General features: G+C 61.3%; 19 protein-coding genes and 1 pseudogene. 5 read left to right on the forward strand and 15 right to left on the reverse strand.

Annotated features, from left to right (window positions below):
* The first annotated feature begins 20 nt into the window (after nucleotides 1-20).
* The gene (locus PMI34_RS24195; protein ID WP_008046406.1) at nucleotides 21-1,430 is read left to right on the forward strand and encodes an amino acid permease; all 1,410 of its coding nucleotides are present in this window, start codon (nucleotides 21-23) and stop codon (nucleotides 1,428-1,430) included.
* A 56-nt stretch (nucleotides 1,431-1,486) separates the two neighbouring features.
* Here PMI34_RS24195 and PMI34_RS24190 read toward each other — a convergent pair whose 3' ends face one another.
* From PMI34_RS24190 to PMI34_RS24165, 6 genes are all read right to left on the reverse strand, one after another.
* On the reverse strand, nucleotides 1,487-2,395 hold the full coding sequence (locus PMI34_RS24190; protein WP_008046408.1) for a MurR/RpiR family transcriptional regulator: 909 nt from the start codon (nucleotides 2,393-2,395) through the stop codon (nucleotides 1,487-1,489).
* Nucleotides 2,396-2,521: 126 nt separating this feature from the next.
* Nucleotides 2,522-3,286, reverse strand: a complete 765-nt coding sequence (locus PMI34_RS24185; RefSeq protein ID WP_008046409.1) for an ABC transporter ATP-binding protein — start codon at nucleotides 3,284-3,286, stop codon at nucleotides 2,522-2,524.
* Between the two features lie 18 nt (nucleotides 3,287-3,304).
* Nucleotides 3,305-4,417: a succinylglutamate desuccinylase/aspartoacylase family protein gene (locus PMI34_RS24180; protein ID WP_008046411.1), complete on the reverse strand. Its 1,113-nt coding sequence runs from the start codon at nucleotides 4,415-4,417 to the stop codon at nucleotides 3,305-3,307.
* A gap of 9 nt (nucleotides 4,418-4,426) precedes the next feature.
* On the reverse strand, nucleotides 4,427-5,125 hold the full coding sequence (locus PMI34_RS24175) for an ABC transporter permease (RefSeq protein WP_008046412.1): 699 nt from the start codon (nucleotides 5,123-5,125) through the stop codon (nucleotides 4,427-4,429).
* 12 nt (nucleotides 5,126-5,137) lie between these two features.
* Nucleotides 5,138-5,827 carry an ABC transporter permease gene (locus PMI34_RS24170; protein ID WP_008046414.1) on the reverse strand — a complete coding sequence of 230 codons (690 nt, stop codon included), beginning with the start codon at nucleotides 5,825-5,827 and terminating at the stop codon, nucleotides 5,138-5,140.
* A 118-nt stretch (nucleotides 5,828-5,945) separates the two neighbouring features.
* On the reverse strand, nucleotides 5,946-6,722 hold the full coding sequence (locus PMI34_RS24165) for an ABC transporter substrate-binding protein (protein ID WP_008046422.1): 777 nt from the start codon (nucleotides 6,720-6,722) through the stop codon (nucleotides 5,946-5,948).
* 439 nt (nucleotides 6,723-7,161) lie between these two features.
* Between PMI34_RS24165 and PMI34_RS28905 the strand changes: the two genes are divergently transcribed.
* Nucleotides 7,162-7,950 carry a hypothetical protein gene (locus tag PMI34_RS28905; protein WP_008046424.1) on the forward strand — a complete coding sequence of 263 codons (789 nt, stop codon included), beginning with the start codon at nucleotides 7,162-7,164 and terminating at the stop codon, nucleotides 7,948-7,950.
* A gap of 150 nt (nucleotides 7,951-8,100) precedes the next feature.
* On the opposite strand, the gene arsH is transcribed toward PMI34_RS28905, so the two are convergent.
* From arsH to PMI34_RS24140, 4 genes are read right to left on the reverse strand one after another with little or no spacing between them, the layout of a single operon-like run.
* Nucleotides 8,101-8,796 carry an arsenical resistance protein ArsH gene (gene arsH, locus PMI34_RS24155; protein ID WP_008046426.1) on the reverse strand — a complete coding sequence of 232 codons (696 nt, stop codon included), beginning with the start codon at nucleotides 8,794-8,796 and terminating at the stop codon, nucleotides 8,101-8,103.
* Nucleotides 8,797-8,807: 11 nt separating this feature from the next.
* A complete protein-coding gene (locus tag PMI34_RS24150; protein WP_008046429.1) occupies nucleotides 8,808-9,278 on the reverse strand; it encodes an arsenate reductase ArsC in 471 nt (156 codons plus the stop codon).
* 28 nt (nucleotides 9,279-9,306) lie between these two features.
* Nucleotides 9,307-10,590: an arsenic transporter gene (locus PMI34_RS24145; RefSeq protein ID WP_008046431.1), complete on the reverse strand. Its 1,284-nt coding sequence runs from the start codon at nucleotides 10,588-10,590 to the stop codon at nucleotides 9,307-9,309.
* Nucleotides 10,591-10,613: 23 nt separating this feature from the next.
* Complete coding sequence (locus PMI34_RS24140; RefSeq protein ID WP_008046432.1) at nucleotides 10,614-10,961, reverse strand: metalloregulator ArsR/SmtB family transcription factor; 348 nt, start codon at nucleotides 10,959-10,961, stop codon at nucleotides 10,614-10,616.
* Nucleotides 10,962-11,120: 159 nt separating this feature from the next.
* Here PMI34_RS24140 and PMI34_RS24135 point away from each other — a divergent pair, with 159 nt between their 5' ends.
* Nucleotides 11,121-11,624: a GNAT family N-acetyltransferase gene (locus tag PMI34_RS24135; protein ID WP_008046433.1), complete on the forward strand. Its 504-nt coding sequence runs from the start codon at nucleotides 11,121-11,123 to the stop codon at nucleotides 11,622-11,624.
* A gap of 42 nt (nucleotides 11,625-11,666) precedes the next feature.
* On the opposite strand, the gene PMI34_RS24130 is transcribed toward PMI34_RS24135, so the two are convergent.
* From PMI34_RS24130 to PMI34_RS24120, 3 genes are all read right to left on the reverse strand, one after another.
* Nucleotides 11,667-12,500 carry a DUF2950 domain-containing protein gene (locus PMI34_RS24130; protein ID WP_008046434.1) on the reverse strand — a complete coding sequence of 278 codons (834 nt, stop codon included), beginning with the start codon at nucleotides 12,498-12,500 and terminating at the stop codon, nucleotides 11,667-11,669.
* 80 nt (nucleotides 12,501-12,580) lie between these two features.
* Nucleotides 12,581-14,119, reverse strand: a complete 1,539-nt coding sequence (locus tag PMI34_RS24125; protein ID WP_008046435.1) for a DUF3300 domain-containing protein — start codon at nucleotides 14,117-14,119, stop codon at nucleotides 12,581-12,583.
* Between the two features lie 156 nt (nucleotides 14,120-14,275).
* Nucleotides 14,276-15,553: a flavohemoglobin expression-modulating QEGLA motif protein gene (locus PMI34_RS24120; protein WP_008046436.1), complete on the reverse strand. Its 1,278-nt coding sequence runs from the start codon at nucleotides 15,551-15,553 to the stop codon at nucleotides 14,276-14,278.
* Between the two features lie 104 nt (nucleotides 15,554-15,657).
* Here PMI34_RS24120 and PMI34_RS24115 point away from each other — a divergent pair.
* A pseudogene (locus PMI34_RS24115) lies at nucleotides 15,658-15,804 on the forward strand (short-chain dehydrogenase/reductase); the annotation flags it as partial.
* 46 nt (nucleotides 15,805-15,850) lie between these two features.
* Here PMI34_RS24115 and PMI34_RS24110 read toward each other — a convergent pair.
* Complete coding sequence (locus PMI34_RS24110; RefSeq protein WP_008046438.1) at nucleotides 15,851-17,977, reverse strand: TonB-dependent receptor family protein; 2,127 nt, start codon at nucleotides 17,975-17,977, stop codon at nucleotides 15,851-15,853.
* A 108-nt stretch (nucleotides 17,978-18,085) separates the two neighbouring features.
* Nucleotides 18,086-18,826, reverse strand: coding sequence for a Mut7-C RNAse domain-containing protein (locus PMI34_RS24105; RefSeq protein WP_008046439.1), 741 nt, complete (start codon nucleotides 18,824-18,826; stop codon nucleotides 18,086-18,088).
* 531 nt (nucleotides 18,827-19,357) lie between these two features.
* Here PMI34_RS24105 and PMI34_RS24100 point away from each other — a divergent pair.
* Nucleotides 19,358-20,461, forward strand: a complete 1,104-nt coding sequence (locus tag PMI34_RS24100; RefSeq protein WP_008046440.1) for a GlxA family transcriptional regulator — start codon at nucleotides 19,358-19,360, stop codon at nucleotides 20,459-20,461.
* Nucleotides 20,462-20,597 lie beyond the last annotated feature (136 nt).

The raw sequence follows: 20,597 nt of genomic DNA on the forward strand, positions 1-20,597 counted from the left end.
AAAATCCAGAGGACATAAAAATGACCGATAACTGCGGTTTCGAAACGATATCCAACCGTGAACACGGTCTGCGGCGTCAGCTGACGTCAGGGCAAATGAGCATGATCGCCATAGGCGGTGCAATCGGCACCGGGTTGTTCATGGGCAGCGCCTATGCCATCGGCTATGCCGGGCCGAGCGTGTTGCTCAGCTATGCCATCGGCGCAATCATCACCTTGCTGCTGATGGGCTGCCTGGCGGAAATGACCGTGGCCCATTCGACCTCGGGTTCGTTCGGTGCCTACGCCGAATTTTATGTCAGCCCTTTGGCCGGGTTCCTGGTGCGCTATGCCTACTGGGCGGCGATTGTTCTCGCGGTCGGCACGGAAGTGACGGCGGTGGCGATGTACATGAAGTACTGGTTCGCCAACGTGCCGGAGTGGATATGGATCGTCTCGTTCTCCAGCGTGTTGATCGTGCTCAATGCCATCAGCGTGAAAACCTTCGGCACCTTCGAATACTGGTTCTCGACCATCAAGATCGGCGCGATCGTCGGCTTCATCATCCTGGCGGTGTATGTGGTGTTCGGTTCCGGCAACCCGGAATACGGCGTGCACAATTACACCGCTCACGGCGGCTTTTTCCCCAATGGCCTGCAAGGGATGTGGGTCGCGGTGATCGTATCGATCTTCAGCTACCTGAGCGTGGAGATGATCGCAGTGGCTGCCGGCGAGGCGAAAGACCCGGAACAAGCGGTGAAGAAAGCCTTTCGCGGGACTATCGTGCGACTGGTGGTGTTCTACCTGCTGACCCTGGCGTTGATGCTGGCGATCGTGCCCTGGGTCCAGGCCGGCCATGCCCAGAGTCCGTTCGTCACGGTGATGCAAGCCATCGGCATTCCCGGCGCCACCGGCGTGATGAATTTCGTGATCCTGATCGCGGCGTTGTCAGCCATGAACAGCCAGTTGTACATCACCACGCGCATGATGTTCAGCCTGTCCCGTGCCGGCTATGCGCCAAAGTCCATGGGTGTGCTGAGCAAGACCGGGATCCCGCTGAACGCGCTGTTGCTCTCCAGTTCAGGTATCGCACTGGCGACCTTGCTCAACATCCTGTACCCGGAAAGTTCGTTCACCCTGATGATGGCGATCTCGATGTTCGGCGCGATCTTTACCTGGTTCATGATCTTCCTCACGCACTTCTGTTTCCGTCGTTTTCACGAACGCAATGGCAACCGCAAACTGTCGTTCCGCATGCGCCTGTTTCCCTACAGCACATTGCTGGGACTGGTGCTGATGGGGGCCGTGATGATCACGACCTACTTCACAGAAGCCTTCAAGATGACCCTGGTGTTCGGTGTGCCGTTCCTGCTGGTGCTGTCGATCGTCTACGGCGTTTTCTTCAGGAAACCCAAGGCCGTTGCAGCGCTGAATGCGCAGTCCAAGGCATAGTCTGGAGGTTGCGCCAGACCGCAATCAGCAAGAAGCGGGCGTTGGATTTCCATCGCTCACTTTTTAGCCGGTTTGCCGCTGCCAGGGATGTGCAGGTACGACATCACGCTTTCCGTCAGTTCGGTGGCCAGCTTGACCGCTTCTTTATTGCGCGCCATCACGCCGGCGACCAAGCCTTCGATCAAGGCCAGTACGGCGATGTTGGAGCTGGTCAGCACCGGGTGATCGCAAGGCGCAAACAGCGTGTGCTGAGCAATGCCGGTGAGCGGCGAGGCGGGTGAGTCGGTAATGGCCAGCACCGATGCGCCGCGTTCATTGGCGAAGCGTGCCAGTTGCAGGGTGTCGAGGGAGTAGCGCGGCAGGGCGATCGCCAGCAGCACGTCCTGGTCGGTGATCGCGGCCAGACGGTAAGCGGCGTTTTCGTTACCGCCTTCCATGCTGATGGCCGTGGCGTCCGCACAGAAGGGCATCAGGGTCGAGGCGGCGAGGCCGGCAAAGTAGACACTGTTGCCGAACCCCAGAATGTAGATTTTGCGTGCCGTGGTCAGGCGAGTGACGAACGCATCGAAGGTATCGGCGTGGTTATTGCTCGCCGCGGTGGCCAGGTTGCTGCTGGCGCTCTGGAGTTGCTCATGCAGGCCAAACGCGCCGCCCGGGCGATGGGCAAGTTCGTTGCGCAGCTTGTCGACCGGCGACACCATCTGCTGCAACGTGGTGACCAGCTCGGCCTTCATGCCGCTGTAGCCACCGAGGTCCAGTGCTTTGGCCAGGCGGTTGACGGCGGCGGGTGAGGTCAATGTTTCGTGAGCCATCTCCTCGATGGTCAGCGTCGCGGCCTTGAGCGGGTGACGCAGGATAAAGTCCGCCACCTTGCGCAGTGACGGTGGCAGTTCGGAAACGATTTCCGTGAGTTTGCGCATGACCGGCGCGGCATAGACCGTGGTGTCTTTCGATGGGGTTGGCATATCCAGCTCAACATTTCCTGAAGGTGAAAGAAGGGCTGTGCCTGATGCCCTGACAAGGTTGGCTGGAGTGTATCCCAAGCCTGCCTTGTCAGGGCAGCGCCGAGCCGTGGATGGGGGGCGGCGGTCTTACTTCAAACTCCCGGACAGAAACTGCTGGAGGCGTTCGGATTGCGGGTTGACCAGCACCTCACTCGGGTCGCCGCGCTCTTCGACAACGCCCTTGTGCAGGTACACCAGTTGGTTCGACACCTCGCGGGCAAAGCCCATTTCGTGAGTCACCACCACCATGGTGCGGCCTTCCTGCGCCAGATCCTGCATGACTTTAAGCACTTCGCCGACCAGTTCGGGGTCGAGCGCCGACGTCGGCTCATCGAACAGCATCACTTGCGGTTCCATCGCCAGCGCACGGGCAATGGCCACGCGTTGCTGCTCGCCACCGGACATATGCGCCGGCCAGGCGTTCATGCGGTGCGCCACACCGACTTTGTTCAGGTAGTGCTCGGCCTTTTCCCGTGCCTCTTTCTTGCCTAGGCCCAGCACATGCACCGGCGCTTCCATGACGTTCTCCAGAGCGCTCATGTGGGACCAGAGATTGAAGTGTTGAAACACCATCGAAAGCTGCGAACGCATGCGTTGCAACTGTTTGGGTTCGGCCGCCTTCAGCCCGCCGAGCTTGTTGGCCACCAGCTTGAGCGGTTCGCCATTGAGCACGATATTGCCCGCATTGGGTTGCTCCAGCAGGTTGATGCAGCGCAGGAACGTACTTTTGCCAGAACCGCTGGAACCGATGATGCTGATCACATCACCGGCCTGAGCCTGCAGGGACACGCCCTTGAGCACCTGGTGCGCGCCGTAGCTTTTATGCAGGTCTTGAACTTCGAGTTTGTACATGGTTTGAACTCTCTGGAGTCAGTCGCTGAGCAAGCGACCCTGGCGAATGGGGGTGACGCCTGCCACTTTGGCCAGCCACAATCCCGGCTGGGCAAAGCGCAGCCGTTCGCGGGCATAGAGAATGCCGGCGGTGCTGGCGCTCACCACGCTATGGCGGTCGGTCAGCGGGTCGATGACTTCGAATAGCGGATCGCCGACCTTGACGTGCGCGCCCAGCGGTTGCAGAAAACTCACCACACCCGGATGGGGCGCACAGGCGTACTGCGCGCCGGCGAATGGCATGGCCTGGCAATGGCTCGGCGGTGCCGCTGGCCAGTCACCGCTGATCAGGCCCTGTTCGGCGAGATACCCGAGAATGGCCTGTGCACTGTCGACGCATTGCTCGCGTTCGGTGTCTGCCATGCCCCGCAATTCAATGGTGGTGGCTGCGCACGCCAAGGGAATATTGGCTTCGGGAAACCGCTCGGCCAGGCGTAGCCATGCAATGGCGCAGGCTTCGTCGAAGGCACTGCCGCCCGCATCTTCGGCCAGTAACGTGACCCCGGCACCGAGGCGGGCTGCCAGAGACTGCAAGCGTGGCCAGATTTGCGGCATCGCATACATCAACATGATCGATTCGAAATCGCAGTGCAGGTCCAGCACCACATCGGCGTCACAGGCATGCTGCAGCAACAGGCGGCGCAGGCCGTCGAGTTCCGAGGTCGCTGCCGGCATGGCGGCCAGGGCATCGACCATGGCGCGGCGGATGAGTGCGATGTTGGCGTCGGCATCGTCGCCCAATCGGCCTTCCAGCAGCGGAGCAACGGCATCGACCAACACCGGGAAGTCGCGATTGAAATTCTTGCCGCTGGAGAACTCGAAGCGCCCCTGGTGGGTGGCCTGGAACATCTGGGCGATACCGATCGGATTGGCCATGGGCACCAACTCGATCACCCCGCTCAGGCGGCCTTGTGTTTCCAGCTCCAGAAGACGGCGCTTGAGCTCGACGGCAACGCGCATCCCCGGCAATTCGTCGGCATGCAATGACGCCTGGATGTAGGCCTTGCGTGGTCCGCTGCCGAAACGGAACAGCGACAGCGTTCGTTCGGTGCCCGAGGCACTCCACGGCAACAGGTATTGAATGTGCTCCATAGCAGCTCCTTAGTGCTTGCGCGGTGCCAGATACGCCAGCCAGCGGCGCTCGGCCAGCTTGAACAGGCGCACCAGGATGAAGGTCAGGGCGAGGTAGATGAGGCCGGCGGTAATGAAAGCCTCGAACGGTAGATAGAACCGTGAGCTGACTGTACGCGCGGCCCCGGTGATATCGACGAGAGTGACGATGGAGGCCAGGCTGGTGGTTTGCAGCATCATCAGCACTTCGTTGCTGTATTGCGGTAATGCCCGGCGCAAGGCCGACGGCATGAGAATGCGGCGATACAGGGTCAGGCGTGACATGCCCATGGCCCTGGCGGCTTCGATCTCGCCATGGTTGGTGGATTTCAAACTGCCGGCCAGCAACTCTGCGCTATAGGCACTGGTGTTGATCGCGAAGGCCAGGCAGGCGCAAAAGGTGGCGCTGGAGAGGTAAGGCCAGAGCACGCTTTGGCGCACCGCTTCGAACTGCGCCAGGCCGTAATAGATCAGGAACAATTGCACCAGCATCGGCGTGCCGCGAATCACGTAGGTATAGAGCCAGGCCGGGAAGTTGATCAGCGGCGATCGCGACACCCGCATCAGTGCCAGTGGAATCGCCAAGACCAGACCCAGGGCCAGGGAAATGAGCAGGACTTTGAGGGTCAACAAGGCGCCATTGAAGTACAGCGGCAGGTTTTCCCAGATCAGGTTGTAGTCGAGAATCATGGGCGGTTCCCCTCACAATTCGGCGGCTTTGATGCCGACCGAGTAGTGTTTTTCCAGATAGCGCAGCACCAGCAAGGACAGGCTGGTGAGCATCAGATACAGCGCCGCCACCGCGAGGAAAAACGTAAATGGCTCGTGTGTGGCATCCGCTGCGTTCTTGGCTTTGAACATCATGTCCTGCAAGCCGATCACCGAGATCAGTGCGGTGGATTTGGTCAGCACCAGCCAATTGTTGGTGAACCCGGGGATGGCGAAACGAATCATCTGTGGGACCAGAATTCGCCAGAACACCTGCGCACCGCCCATGCCATAGGCCACGCCAGCCTCGGTCTGACCCTTGGGAATCGCCATGAAGGCGCCGCGAAAGGTCTCCGAGAGGTAGGCGCCAAAAATGAAGCCCATGGTGCAGACGCCGGCGATAAAGGGGTTGATGTCGATATAGCGGGTATAACCGAGCGCCAGGGCGATGCGGTTCACCAGATCCTGGCCGCCGTAGAAGATCAGCAGAATCAGCACCAGGTCTGGAATACCGCGAATCAGGGTGGTGTAGCTTTCCCCGAGCATGGCCAGCCATTTGAGCGGTGACAAGCGAAAGGCCGCGCCGATCAGGCCCAGGGCAATCGCCAGGGACATGGAGGTCAAGGCCAGGTTTATGGTCAGCCAGGCGCCATCGAGAATGCTCGATCCGTAGCCGTGAAGCATGATGAAGTTCCTCAAGCGAGCGCCGCGAGGCGCGCAAGACACGTCCCGACAGACGCCTGCGCAGGGCCGGCGTCGGGGCTGGGTCGGTGGGGCTGGGGTCAGGGGGCAGGGGTAAGGCTTACTCGCCGTAGATATCGAACGCGAAGTACCTGGCCATCACTTGCTGGTACTTGCCATTGGCGCGAATGGCGTCAATCGCGGCACTCAGGCGCGCAACGTTGGCACTGTCGCCTTTGCGCACGGCGATCCCGGCGCCCCGGCCGAAATACTTCGGGTCGTTGATGTCGGGCCCTGTGAGTGCGAAGCCCTGGCCGGCGGGTGTCTTGATGAAGCTCTCATCGGTGTTGACGATGTCGGCGAGGGTGGCGTCCAGGCGACCCGAGGCGAGATCGAGGAAGGCTTCATTCTGTGAGCCATAGCGCACCACAACGACGCCGGCTTTTTCCAGTCGCTCGGTGGCAAAACGATCGTAGGTCGAGGAGCGCTGCACGCCGACTTTCTTACCCTTGAGGTCCACCAGAGGGTCATTGATCACGTTGCCGGCCTTCATCGCGAACTTGCCCGGCGTGTGGTAGTACTTTTTGCTGAAGTCCACGGACTTCATCCGGTCTTCCGTGATTGACATCGACGACAGCACGGCATCGATCTTGCGCACTTTGAGCGACGGGATCATGCCGTCGAACTCCTGAATGACCCACTCGCACTTGACCTTCATTTCTTCGCACAAGGCATTGCCGATGTCGTAGTCGAACCCGCTGACGTTGCCTTCAGGCGTCTTGAAGGAGAAGGGCGGGTAGGCGGCTTCGATACCGATACGCAGGCTGTCTTCGTCGGCATGTGCCAGGAAGCTGAAAGCGCACAGCGCCAGAGCACCTAGAAGTTCTGTCTTGTTCATATTGTTGACTCCTTGGAGGGCATTTGGGGGAAACGGGTGCCCGCCATCCGGGTTGGCGTGGTGGATCAGTCCTGTGATCGGCGAGGCTATAAATGACACAATAAAATTCTATATGCAAGATAACTGAAAATAAACATATCAGTTCGGGGCGTGATGGTGCTCCAAAGGGTCAGGTTGAAGTTCTTGTCAACCCATGCGTCAGTCCTGATTCTGTTTTTTTGAACTCGGGCTGAATGCACTTATCCAAAAAAATGTGGGAATGTTTCCCGCGTGACGATGCCAACTGGCTCTGAGGGATCGTGCGGATACCGCAGTGGCTCGTAATGCTGCAGATTCATGGCCGTGCCGGTTGGCCGGTCGTTCCAATGGGCGGCCGGGAACTCACTGGACGTTGCGTTCGATACGGAGGTGACGACGCAACTCCATGCGGAGGTGCATCATGCTGCTCAAGAAATGTTTATTGGCTCTGGCCATCGGCGCAGTCCTGTCGGCATCGACTGTCCTGGTGCCCGATTACATCGGTAGCTTCTCCAGCGTGTACGCCAAGGATGGTGGCAACGGTGGAGGCGGTGGTGGTCACGGTGGCGGTGGCGGCTCTGGAGGTGGTGGCCACGGTGGTGATGGCGGTGGCGGTCACGGTGCCGGCGGCCATGGCGCTGCAGGCCATGACGGTGACGGTCATGGAGGCCCGGGACGCGGCGACGCTGACCATGGTGGTGTGGCCGGGAACAGAGGCCCGGGCAATGCCCATGACAACGACGCTGACGACGCTGATCACGATGCTGACAACGATGCCGCCGATGCAGCGCGGGATGCCGCCAGGGCTGATGCCAATGCAGCCCGGGACGCTGCCAGAGCGACTGCGGATGCAGCCCGTGATGCGGCAAAAGCCACTGCCGATGCCGCCCGTGACGCCGCCAGGGCTGAGGCAGATGCCGCCCGGGATGCCGCAAGAGCTGCTGGCGTACCGCGCGCAGAGGCAGATGCAGCCAGAGACGCTGCCCGTGCCGCTGCAGATGCAGCGAGGGACGCCGCCAAGGCCGACGCAGATTCCGCCAGGGATGCTGCCCGGGCTACCGCGGATGCCGCGAGGGACGCAGCCAAAGCCGAGGCGAAGGCAGCCAGAGAGGCCGCCAAAGCCGTGGCGAAGGACGCCAGAGAAGATGTGGCGGACGCCCCGGATGCCCCGGACGAACCGGATTTCGACACGGTTGAGGTAGAGAACTAGCCTGCACGTTCGGCAATGAACACGGCAGGCATACCGTAGAAAACGTCCCGGGAGCTTGAGGGACGTATCGGCGAAGAGTCGCAAGCCCCGAAACGTCGTGGGGTTTGCGACTTTTTTTCGGCTATCGGGACTGGGGGAACATTTCTACGGTCAGATCGCTCGCTGATTCACGCGCTGACTCAGTTCTTCTGCGGATTCTTTGCGTTCCGAGTAGCGGTCAACCAGATCGGGGCGATCCCGTAGCAGCAGGGTAAATTTCACCAGTTCCTCCATGACGTCCACCACCCTGTCGTACAGCGACGAGGGTTTCATGCGGTTGGCGTCGTCAAACTCCAGAAAAGCCTTTGGCACGGAGGATTGATTGGGGATGGTGAACATGCGCATCCAGCGCCCCAGCACACGAAGCTGATTCACCACATTGAAGGACTGGGAGCCGCCGCAGACCTGCATGACCGCGAGGGTTTTCCCCTGGGTCGGGCGAACGGCCCCCAGCGCCAAAGGCACCCAGTCGATTTGCGCCTTGAACACTGCGGACATGGAACCGTGGCGCTCTGGCGAGCACCAGACCTGGCCTTCGGACCAAAGCATCAGTTCGAGCAGTTCCTGGACTTTCGGGTGATCAGAGGGCGCATCGTCCGGTAACGGCAGGCCTGATGGGTTGAAGATCCGTGTCTCGGCGCCGAAGTGTTCGAGCAACCGGGCTGCTTCCTCGACCAGCAGGCGACTGAACGACCGCGCACGAGTCGAGCCGTATAGCAACAGGATGCGCGGCTTGTGCCGGTCGTCGCGTCCATGGGCAATGGGCTGGGTCAGCGATGTGTCGAGATTGGGCAGGGGATGGGTCATGGGGGCTCCGGTCAAAGCGTGCCGATGCGGTCGAGTTCCCGCTTCAGCGCGTCGCGGTCAAGTTGTGCAAAAGGCAGGTCGAGCAATGCCCTGCAGCGCGTTTCGATGCGCGCCAGGGTTGAGTGGAACGCCGCCGATACCGTCGCTTCATCGCCCTGTATGTCCGATGGGTCTTCCAGGCCCCAATGAGCTTTCAGTGCCGGCCCGAAGTATACGGGGCACGCCTCGCCGGCGGCCTTGTCGCAGACCGTAATGACGATGTCCGGCGGGTTGGCTTCGAAAGCTTCATTGCCTTTGCTGCTCAAACCGTCGATGGCGATACCGGCCTCTTGCAACGTGCTCAGGCTGCGGGGCAACACCTGGCCCTTGGGGAAGCTGCCGGCGCTGACCGCCTCAAAACCTTCGGGGGCGAGATGGTTGAACATCGCTTCGGACAGGATGCTGCGACAGCTATTGGCGGTACACATAAACAGAACGCGCATGGTGACTCCTCTTTGCAGTCGCACAGGGCTAGACGCTCAGGCGCAGGGCCAGGGCAGACAAGGTGATGAACAGAATCGGCAGTGTCAGGACCACGCCGACCTTGAAGTAGTAACCCCAGGTAATGCGGATGCCCTTGCGCTCCAGGACATGCAGCCAGAGCAGGGTGGCCAGGCTGCCGATGGGGGTGATCTTGGGGCCCAGGTCAGAGCCGATGACATTGGCGTAGATCATGGCCTCACGTACCACACCGGTGGCGTCGCTGGCCTGGATCGACAGGGCACCGACCAGCACCGTCGGCATGTTGTTCATGCCCGACGACAGCAAGGCCGTGAGCAGGCCAGTGCCCAGCGCGGCGCCCCAGATGCCGAATTCGGCCATGCGGTTCAGGGCCATGGTCATGTAGGTGGTCAGCCCGGCGTTTTTCAGCCCGTACACCACCAGGTACATGCCCAGCGAAAAGATCACGACTTGCCAGGGCGCCTCGCGCAGCACCCGTCGCGTTGAAATCACATGCCCACGCGCCGCCACGGCGAACAGCATCGCGGCACAGACCGCTGCGATTACGCTGACCGGAATGCCCAAGGGTTCCAGCGCAAACAGCCCGATCAGCAACAGAGCCAGGACCATCCAGCCGACGCGGAAAGTCAGGGGATCACGCACGGCGCGTCGCGGATCCATCACGTCATCGAGAGCGTAGTGCCTGGGGATGTCGCGGCGGAAAAACCGGTACAGCACCACGAGGGTGGTCGCCACGGCAACGAAGTTGACCGGCACCATGATGGCGGCGTACTCGCTGAAGCCCAGGTCGAAGTAGTCAGCCGAAACGATATTGACGAGGTTGGACACCACCAGGGGCAGGCTCGCCGTGTCGGCGATAAAGCCGGCCGCCATGACGAACGCCAGGGTAGAGGCTGGCGAAAAACGCAGTGCGAGCAGTATTGAAACAACGATGGGGGTCAGGATCAGGGCTGCACCGTCGTTGGCAAACAGGGCGGATACACCCGCCCCCAGCAGTATCGTGAATACGAACAGGCGCCGTCCGTCGCCCTTGGCCCAGCGCGCCACATGCAAGGCCGCCCACTGGAAAAACCCGGCCTCATCGAGCAGCAGACTGATGATGATCAGCGAGATGAAGGTCGCGGTGGCGTTCCAGACAATGGCCCACACCAGTGGAATATCGTTCAGTGTCACGACACCTGCCAGCAGGGCCAGGATGGCGCCCAGGGAGGCGCTCCAGCCGACGCCCAGGCCTTTGGGTTGCCAGATGACCAACACCATGGTGAGCAGGAAAATGCTAAACGCAGTAAGCATGCGAAGTCTCGATGAATGGAGGGTCAGCAGCAGGCGGAAGTGTTGAGCGGACGGTCGCCCATCGCGGCAAGGCGGGTGCTGTCGTTCGCAAGCCAGTCGGCGTTTGCCAGCAAGGTTGTCTCGAGAACGTCGCGAACCCAGCCGGGCAGATCGGGGTTGAGCCGGTAATACACCCACTGCCCCTGGCGGCGGTCGAGAAGCAGGCCGCAGCCGCGAAGCTGGGCAAGATGGCGGGAAATTTTCGGCTGACTGTCGTCCAGGGCGCAGACCAGTTCACACACGCATAACTCGCCTTCACGCGTGATGAGCAAGGTGGCCCGGGCGCGGGTTTCGTCGGACAGGCATTTGAATACGGCGGCAGGATTGAGCATTGGCGTGGCTCGGTACATATGGTTATACGAATATACGATTTTCCATATGTGTAGTGCAAGCCGCTCGGGCCTGGAAAGGGCAAGTCTCGGCCCGGCCAGGTTGTTCAGGTATGGGATAGACTCGAGCCAATTCGGCAAAAGGCACAGGAGAGGTGGTGAATGGAATCATTTGGCGTACGCGAACTGAAAAAGACTGACGCTCAAGCGTTGCTGGCGTTCGAAATCCAGAACCGTGAATGGTTCGAATCCCATATCGATGCGCGCGCCCCTGCTTTTTACTCGTTGCAGGGTGTCGCCGATCATATCGAAAGCTATTTGTCCGATTTCGCCATTGGTGCCTGGCACCCCTTTGTCATCGAGGATTGCAGCCAGAGGATCGTCGGTCGAGCCAATCTGAAGAGCATCGACTTATCGACGGGGTCTGCGCAGGTGGGCTATCGGATAGCTCAGCGCGCGTGCGGCCAAGGGCTGGCGACACTGGCGCTGAAGCATTTGATCCAGGAGGCGCGGATGCGCTGGGGACTTGCGCAACTGGTTGCGTATGCCTTCAAGGAAAACGCCGGCTCCAGAAAGGTACTGGATCGGTGCGGATTCAAGCTTGAGCAACCCTCCTGCAACGACAAAACGGGGGGCGAAGACCGATTCGTCCTGTCGATCAGATAACGGCTTTCAACCGTTCTGCAGGCTTGTAGCAGGTCATGCCTGCTACTCCTGATCTTCAGGCACCTCTTTCCAGCTGTCATCCGGATCAAAGCGCTTCATCGCCAGCGCCAGTTTTTCACTCTCGGGCCCCAGGTCTTTCTCGAACACCTGGCCTTCATGGCTGATCATGAAACTCATCACGCCGGTGACGTCGTACTTCGCCGGCCAGGCGATCAGCGCAAAGCCGCGGCTCATCTTGTCACCGATGAGGTAGCTGTAGGCGCCACCCGGTGCCGAAGGACCCTGGCCATGAAGGATGCGGAAGCGGTAGCCGTGCCATTCTTCGTCGGCAATGGCTTTGCCGAACGAAGGCCCCAACGGGCTGATCTGGCCGCTGTCGTCTTCGGCCCAATAGAGTCCGTCGTGCTTGCCGGGAGTGCTGAAGATTTTCTGCGCATACTCGAGTGCGCCATCATCGTCACGATCCACCGACGCATAGTCCATCTGGGCGTCGTGATAGGCCAGTACCGATTGCACCGCGGCAAGTTCATTGCGGCCGATTTGACGGGCACGGATCTCGGCACTGCCGGCCTTCATGTCGAAACGCCAACCGTCCGCGGCCTTGGTCATGGGGATGGGCAGCGTCCAGTTCTCACTGCCAACCGCCAGGATGGCCTTGCGGTCGCTGGTGTTTTCAATGTGGTGTTGCTCGCGGTATTGCTGCAAGAACGCATCCACATCTTCGCGCTGCACGCCTTCGCGGGGGATGTAACTGTGCCAGTTGCTGCCCAGCAGTTCGGTCAGGCGTGCCTGGTCGGAGTGTTCGGTACCCAGTGCTTCGACAAAGGCTTCTGCTGCCTTTTCTGGCGTTGGAAAGGCCTGCTGTGCCGTCGCCATGCACGACCACGACAAGCCGGCGGCTATAACCAGGACATGAGGGAGCAAACCCGTGAGTCCCTTCAATCGAGGATGGTTTTTCAACGGCGGCCCCCCCTTTGACGCGCTGGTGGATTGGACGGCCGGTTGACCTGGTGACCGGCTGAACGCGAGGCACTGGGGCGTTGGGCGGATGCCTGGCTGGCCCGGCCACGATTGGCCTGGACGTTGGCCTGTGACGGCGAGCGTGCGCCGGCGAACGCATTGTTGCGGGCACTACCGGCACTGGCGGCGGGGCGTTTACTCGTCGCTTGCCGCGTCTGAGCGGAGCCTTCTCTGCGCTGATTCGTCTGGGCGCTCTGGTTCCTGGCCTGCTGGGTCTCCCTCCTGGGCTGTTGATTGTCCCGGGTGTTTCTGGTCGTACCCTGGCTTCTGTCAGCGGCCTTGGGTCTGTCCGCACCGGCCTGCAGCCGATCGCCGCCTGCGGTTCCGGACTGGAGCTTGCGCGTTTGATCACGGGCTTCGCGGTTGCTGGTGGCTGGTCGTTCGATACCGTGCTTGTCCATTGAGGTGCGGGCATTTTCACGGGCTTGGGCGCGCTGGGCATTCTCTCCGCGATAGGCTTGCCGCTGATTGGAGCCGTTCAGTTGCCGGCCGTACTGTGCGCGGCTCGCATTGTCTCGATAGGGCACGCCATTGCGATGCACCGGATTGTGCTGCCATTTGTTGTTGGTGATCCGGTTGTTGGCGTTGATGTTGTTGTAGCGATTGACGTCGATGTCGATGTCGTTATTGCCCCAGTCACATTCACCCCACAACGATCCAATGATCGCTACACCGGCACCGAACGCGAGTCCGGCCATCAGGGCCTGACCAGGGTAATAGGCCGGTGGCGGTGGGTAGTACACGGGCGGTGACGCCGGGTAGGCCCAGGTGCCGTAGGTGGTTGTGGGGTTATAGGTGGGGACGTACACCACCTGCGGATCGGCAGGCTGGATGATGATGGTGGAGTTGCCGGCCGGGGCCGCTTCAGGGGCTGGAGCCGGTGCCGCAGTCGTGGTCTCTGGCGCTGGCGCCGCGACATTCTGGATCGTCACGTTCTGATACTGGTTGCTCTGCAGATTGCCGGCTGCCTGGGCCTGGCGACGCAAGCGTTGCGCGCTTTCCATGACATCGTCGGGCTGCGCCAGGAAGGCATCCCCCAGGCGCTGGACCCAGACGGGATCCTGTCCCAGCATTGCCAGAACCTGCGGGAAGGCGACCAGTGCCTGCACGCTCGGATCCCAGGGCTGGTTCGCCACCTGTTTGACCGCATCGTCACCCTTGGCGTCCGGGTGGGCTTTGGACCAGTTGACTGCCTCGCCGACTTCCCCGGGATAGGTGGTGGCCATCAGCACCTGTGCAAACAGGGGGTCCGGGTAAAGCGCAATGGGCGCCAGCATCTGATCCAGCTGTTCCTGGGTAAACACCGGGTCCTTGGCCACCGGGGCGGCGGGCGCTGTAGTGGCTGCGCTTGCCGGTGCAGCGGCGGCGGGCGCCGGGGCCGGTGCGGTAGCGGTTCCATCCGTACCCAGTGCCAGGCAGGGCGATCCGCTCAAGAGCAGAAAGGCCGACAACGCGTAAAGTAATGGATTGTGCATTGCAACCCCCATGGGGTCAGGCAGGCTTGAAATGAGTGGGTCAACCCCTGGCAGTCAAAGCCGTCTTTGCAAGCCACAGAGCCCGGCCTTGGCACCGCTTCCTAATGGTAGCAGTTGATTCGAAGAGTCAAGGCTGCCCGTAAAATTGCGCCTCGATCACTGGGCACTGGCATCACTTTCGTGTTCTTCGGCGAATGCCATGAACACCTTCAGGTCCAGCACATCCAGCTTGATCCGGGCGATGAACGCCGAGAAGGCCAGGTTGGCGGCCAGCAGGCGCAGGTCGCAGGCCCAGGCGGGAAGATAGACCGGCCCCTTGAGCCAGCCGGACTCGAACAGTGGTGCCAGGCGCACGGTGTCGGCCAGGCTGAGTCGCCCGGCAAACAGATGCCCCACCAGTTCCGGCCGGTTATCGCGGATTGCAATGCGCAGCAGGGTGTGGACGCCGAGCAGCCCGGTCAGGTAAGCGGCGTCCTTGGTGAACGCCGAACCGCCCCGCAGGTCGGCGCCGCGGAACACCCGTTGGGTCGAGCGGAAGGATTCCTCTTCTGACTGTCCGGCCGCCAGAAAACCTTCGAACACCTGGATGAAGTCGGCACCCTCCAGCGCCTGCTGGACGGCGAGCACGCGCAGGGCCAGGCGACGCAGGCGGTTGATGTCCATGCTGCCGGTGAACAGTTCGGCCAGGGTGGCAATGCCTTCCTGGGTCTGGGTCGTGCGGGGCGCCCCCAGGCCCAGGCTTGTCAGGTTGGGTTGGCGCGCGCCGTTCTGTGCGGTGGCGACATGCACGAAGGCCTCGTGTTGCAACAGCTGATGCTTGTCCAGCTCCGAGAACAGCGCGCTGGCCCGCAGGCGAATGCGGCTCGATCCGGCGATGGCCTTGGCGGCCAGGTTCGGATCGAGCACGACCGTGATCTGTCCGACGCCGAAGAAGCGGTCCAGTTCCGGTTGAATCCAGGCGGCGAACGCCTTGGCCGGGATCTCGGCCGGGCAGGGTGGAATTCGCGCACCGCCCAGCAGGGCATCGGTGGTCTTGAGGAAGAACCGGGCCGCGTCGAGCATGCTCAGTTGCAAGCGCGTGTAGTAGAAGTCCGGACGGCGGTACAGCGCTGACGAATATTGGGTAAAGGCGGGAGTGCCGATGGCCCCCAGCATGTGTCCGGCCGTGGCATAGCTACGGGCGGTCATGGCGAGGAAATTTCCGGCCGGATGCCCCACATCGCAATGGCTGATAAAGCTTTCCAGGGCAGCGATGTCGGCGCTGTGGTCGCAAGGTTGCAACTCGACTCTGGGTAACTCGGCCCGTCCGCCGCGCCATTTGGCCAGGAAGTCTTCCTCGACGCCATCCGGCCAGGACAGGGCATCGAGCACGCGGATCTTGCGGGTCAGGCCGGGCAGGGCGGCATCGAGTTCGGACAGGGCAGCGGCGCTCATGGATAGCTCCTTGAGGGACGAGGTGACGTTACAAAAGCTTAGTCGTCGCGGGCGGTTGCGTGTTGATCCGTACGGGCAAAGTCGATGAAGGCCTTACCGACTTCCTCGCGCTGGTCAACGCCCCGAAACCGCCACAACGCCTGGCGCCGGGCAGCGACACTGTTGCACGCATCGAGGCGAAAAACCGCTTGGTGGAGGCGCAACTGACTGAATGGAAAGCGTTGGCGCAGTCCACAGACTTCAAGGTCTGACGCGTACAGGGTCCGTGTGAAGGTTCAAAGCCTGTCCAGTGCGGCCTCAGAGCAGGCTCCACGACACCCCGACGTACATCGCCATGCCCTCGCCGGGGGTGGAGCGTGCCGCGTCCAGCCCTTTGTCGTCGTAACCCGGCGTGACCGTGGCGGCATAGTGCTTGTCGGTCAGGTTGCGCAGGTCCAGCCAGGTCTGCCAGTCGCCCTTGGGGGCGTTGTAGCCCAGTGTGGCGCCGAATATGGCGTACGGATCGGCGTAGTAGCTGTTGGCGTAGTCGACCGCCACTTTGGACACCCATTGCGTGTTGACCGCGGCGAAAAAGCCTTGTGGCCAGTCGTAGCGCAGTTCGCCCTGGTAATAGTGCATCGGCAGGCCCGGCAGGCGGTTGTCGCCGAAGCGTTCATCGTCGCGGTAGTGGAAGTCACTGAAGGTATAGCTCTGGCGCAGACTCAATTGGCCGCCATCCTCCGGCGACCAAAGGGGGCTCAGCAGGCTGGCTTCGACGCCCTGGTGCACGGTGGGGCTGGCGTTGAGCTCGTAGGGCGTGGTGGCATTGGCGTCCGGCAACACCGAGAGCAATTCGTGGCGCACCTGGGCGTAGTACCAGGCCAGGCTCCACTGCCCCAGCGTGCTGTCACCGCGCCCGCCGATTTCCAGGGTGGTGGCGGTCTGGTTTTGCAGCGTGACCGGTTCGCGCTGGGCGCCCGTGGCGACTCCGCTGCCCTTGGGGAATCGGATGTTCGAGCTATAGATCAGCGACCACGGGTGCGGTGCCTCGACCGAGCGGCTGAGATTGCCGAACAGTTGCAGGTCCGGTGTCAGTTGGTAGCGCAGGCCCACGCGCGGAGCGTAGTCCCAGTCGTGCAGGCTGGTCTTGCCACCTTCCAGCGGGTAGGTGACATCGCTTTCACGGCGGGTGTAGATCGCGGCGAGGCCGGTGGTCAGCCACAGGTCGTCGGCGATTTCCAGGTCATTGCCCACATGCAGGACCGTGTCCGAGCCCTGGTAGGTGAAGTTGCGAATCAGCGTGCCCGGTGCGTAACCGGCGGTGTTGCCGGTGGGGATGCGCACGAACTCGCTGGCACCGGCGTTGGGCAGGTGTTTGGTCACCCGCAGGCCCAGGGTACTTTGGCTTTGCAGACCCCAGAGCGTGTCGCGACGCTTGTAGTCGAACGTACCGCTGACATCGGTGTACGCCACCTTCAGGCGGTTGGGCCCCTCACGCAAGTCCATGGGGTAGTCGTGGTAGACAAGGCCGGTCTGGATGCTCGAATCGTCATCGATGTAGAAGGTGGTCTTGTTGCCGATAAAGGTGCTGCCCGGTTCGTCGCGACGGTCGTCCCGCGCCACGTAGGCCGGGTTGGCCGCCCGTGGGTCGTGCTCGATGGAGTGTTTGGTCACGCGTCCCGCGAGGTCGTTGTCGGTCTGGCGGTGGCGCAGGTAGAAGCGTGTTTCCAGGTTGGGATTGAAGCGATAACCGAAGTTGGCGATCGCGCCCTGGCTCTCGCTGGCCGTGTGGTCCTGGTAGCCGTCGGCGTTGGCGTCGGTCATGGCCACGTAGTAATCGAAGGCGCCGAGCACCTGCCCGGAACTGACTTGGCGCTGCTGATAACCGTGACTGCCCGTTGCGTAGCGCACCTGCAACTTCGGCGCGTCGTAGCCGGTATGGCTGACGTAATCGATGGCCCCGCCCAAGGCCAGGGCGCCCCGGTCGAATCCGTTGGCGCCGCGCAGCACTTCCACATGGTCGAGCCACAGCGGTTCCAGCAATTCATAGGGCGTGCCGCCGGGGCCGGTCAGCGGCAGACCGTCGAGCAGGGTGTACAGCCCCGAGGCGTGGGCCCCCGGTGCACGGTTGATGCCCGATCCGCGGATCGAGATCTTCACCCCTTCGTTGCCCGCCGACTGGGCATAGATCCCCGGCTGGTAAGCCAGTACATCCTGATTGCTGGCCACGCGGCCCTGCAACGGACGGCGCATGTCGACCACGTTGGTGCCGCCGGGCACCTGGGCCAGCCGGGCCTTGGCGTCCTCGATCCCCTGGTCTTCGTCGCTCTGGTCCTCGGCGCCGATCAGTACTTGTCCCAGCTCCAGGCCCTGAGCCTCGGTCATGGCCGGACAAACAAGGGCCAGGCCCAACAGCGCAGCGGGCAAGGAATGAGGCGAGGGCATTGGGAAAGCTCCAGACGTACGAAAACGGGCAATGAACAGTGCGACGCAAGAAGGAACGAAGGGAGCACATGGCAATTTTGTTGTTTTTTGCCCGCCAAGGGCTGGCGGCTATCGGTTCAGCAGCGGTGCCAGCAATGCACACATACCGCGCCAGTGCGAACCTTCCCAGTAAACCCGTTGGCAGGCGTCGCAGCGCAGGAAGTGCGAATAGAGGGCGCCAATGCGTGGCGGCACCTGCGTCCGGGCCAGTTCCAGGCTGATCTCGTGCAGCGGCAGGTTGCAATGCAGGCACAGGCTGAACGGCCGCGCACTGCGCGCCAGGTCGAGGCGCTCGTACAATTCGCGCAGCTGCAACGACGGTTTCAGGGCATGCACATAACAGCCGTGGCTGATGATTCGTCGCTTGAGCAGTTCGCGGTCGCGGGTCAGCACGATGCGTCCTTGCTGTGCAGCGATCTCGGCGATCTCGCCATCCTCGAAGCCATTGTCGTAGAGGGTGTCGAAGCCGCTCATGCGCAGCAGGCTGGCCAGCCCGCCAAGGTGCGCATCCGCGACGAAACGCAGCACCCGTAAAGGATGCGCGCGAACCTTCAGCAGCGGGCTGATGTCCAGCGCTTCGAACTTGGGATACACCGCCAGCCGGTCACTGTCGAGGATCACCCGCTCCAGGCCCACCGACTCGCCGTTGAGCAGCACCAGTTCGACCTCGGTGTGCGGCACGCCGAGCGCTTCGATCATGTGCTTGACCGTCGCCCCTTGCGCGCACTGGCAGGTGAAGGGTTGCCGCCGCCGTTCGGCCGGCAGGAAATCGTTGAGCTCCTCGTAGAAGCGGAAAGTTGCACTGGTCATGTTGAACAGTATGGCAGGGCTGCAGGGTGAGCGAGTCTGGTCCGGATATCTACTTGGTCGCCTCTGAACCTGTAGGTATTGAATGGCCGTTTTCGGGCCGATTGCTGCCTCTGACGAGGGGCGGCTACCGATCCAAAGCTGACGGTCGCCTTAACCTGAGTTCAGATTGAACATACCGGCTCTTGTGTCAGCCCAAATCGGGGCATTGATCATTGTTTTATTCAAAAACCGACATGTGGATGTCGGTGACAAGTAAATTGTCGTTTATAGACATCTCTCGCGTATATGCTACGAAAGTGCACACGCTGATGAACGCAGGCGCAAACTCAAGCGTTTTACTTATGGCTCCCGCCCTGCAAACCCTCAGCATAGAGACATTGAGTGATGTCGTTTTTGGATCCGTTCAAACTTATGTAATTGGGTATGACCTTTGCAAGTTGAATAGGAACAAACCCACCAACTTTTGGATGGGAGAATAAAAAGAGCCTTTGCCTGAGGTCAATCACTCGCTTTGCGTGAGGAGATACCGCGATGACGACGTTCAACTCCGGGGCCCAACCCCAGAACCGTGCGCCTCAATCCATCGGCTTTCTGTTGCTGGACAATTTCACGCTGATTTCTCTGGCGTCCGCTGTAGAACCGCTGCGCATGGCCAACCAGTTGTCCGGTCGCGAGCTGTATCGCTGGACCACCCTTACCGTCGACGGCGGCCAGGTCTGGGCCAGTGATGGCCTGCAAATCACCCCTGACGCTTCCATGCACAAAGCCCCGCCAATGGACATGATCATCGTGTGCGGTGGCGTCGGCATTCAGCGCACCGTTACCCGTGAACACGTGTCCTGGTTGCAAAGCCAGGCCCGCAAGGCCTGTCGCCTCGGTGCGGTCTGTACCGGCAGTTGGGCTTTGGCTTGCGCCGGACTGCTCGACGGTTTTGATTGCAGCGTGCACTGGGAATGCCTGGCGGCGATGCAGGAAGCTTTCCCGCGGATAGTAATGAGTACCCGTTTGTTCACCCTTGACCGTAACCGCTTCACCAGCTCTGGCGGCACTGCGCCGCTGGACATGGTGTTGCACCTGATCAGCCGTGATCACGGTCGTGAACTGTCCGCCGCGATCTCGGAAATGTTTGTCTACGAGCGCATCCGCAACGAGCAGGATCACCAGCGTGTGCCGCTCAAGCACATGCTCGGCACCAATCAACCGAAGTTGCAGGAAATCGTCGCGTTGATGGAGGCCAATCTCGAAGAGCCGATCGACCTGGATGAACTGGCGGTGTATGTCGACGTCTCCCGTCGTCAGCTGGAGCGGCTGTTCCAGAAGTACCTGCACTGCTCGCCGTCGCGTTACTACCTGAAACTGCGTCTGGTCCGTGCGCGCCAGTTGCTCAAGCAAACGCCGATGTCGATCATCGAAGTGGCTTCGATCTGTGGCTTCGTGTCCACGCCGCACTTTTCCAAGTGCTACCGCGAATACTTCGGCATTCCGCCGCGTGACGAGCGCGTCGGTTCCAATACCGCGCAGCAGGTGGCGATGATGCCGCTACCGCAAGCATTGGTGCTCTCGCCGTTGTCCGGGCCGTTGTCGGCGTTGAGCCAGGCACGTAACGAGTCAACTTTTGCCAGCGTTCGGATATAGCCCAATCCGTCGTATCCATCGCCGCAGGAGAGCGATCGGCGTCTGTCTGCGGCGCCGTCACTTTGGTTTGAATTATCCAATATCAGCTTCGAAATCTAAGCGTCGTTGACGGTGCAAAAACGCCCCGACGAATCGG

Origin of the sequence: Pseudomonas sp. GM74 (assembly GCF_000282455.1) — a bacterium.
In the GTDB taxonomy this organism is placed as follows: Bacteria; Pseudomonadota; Gammaproteobacteria; order Pseudomonadales; family Pseudomonadaceae; genus Aquipseudomonas.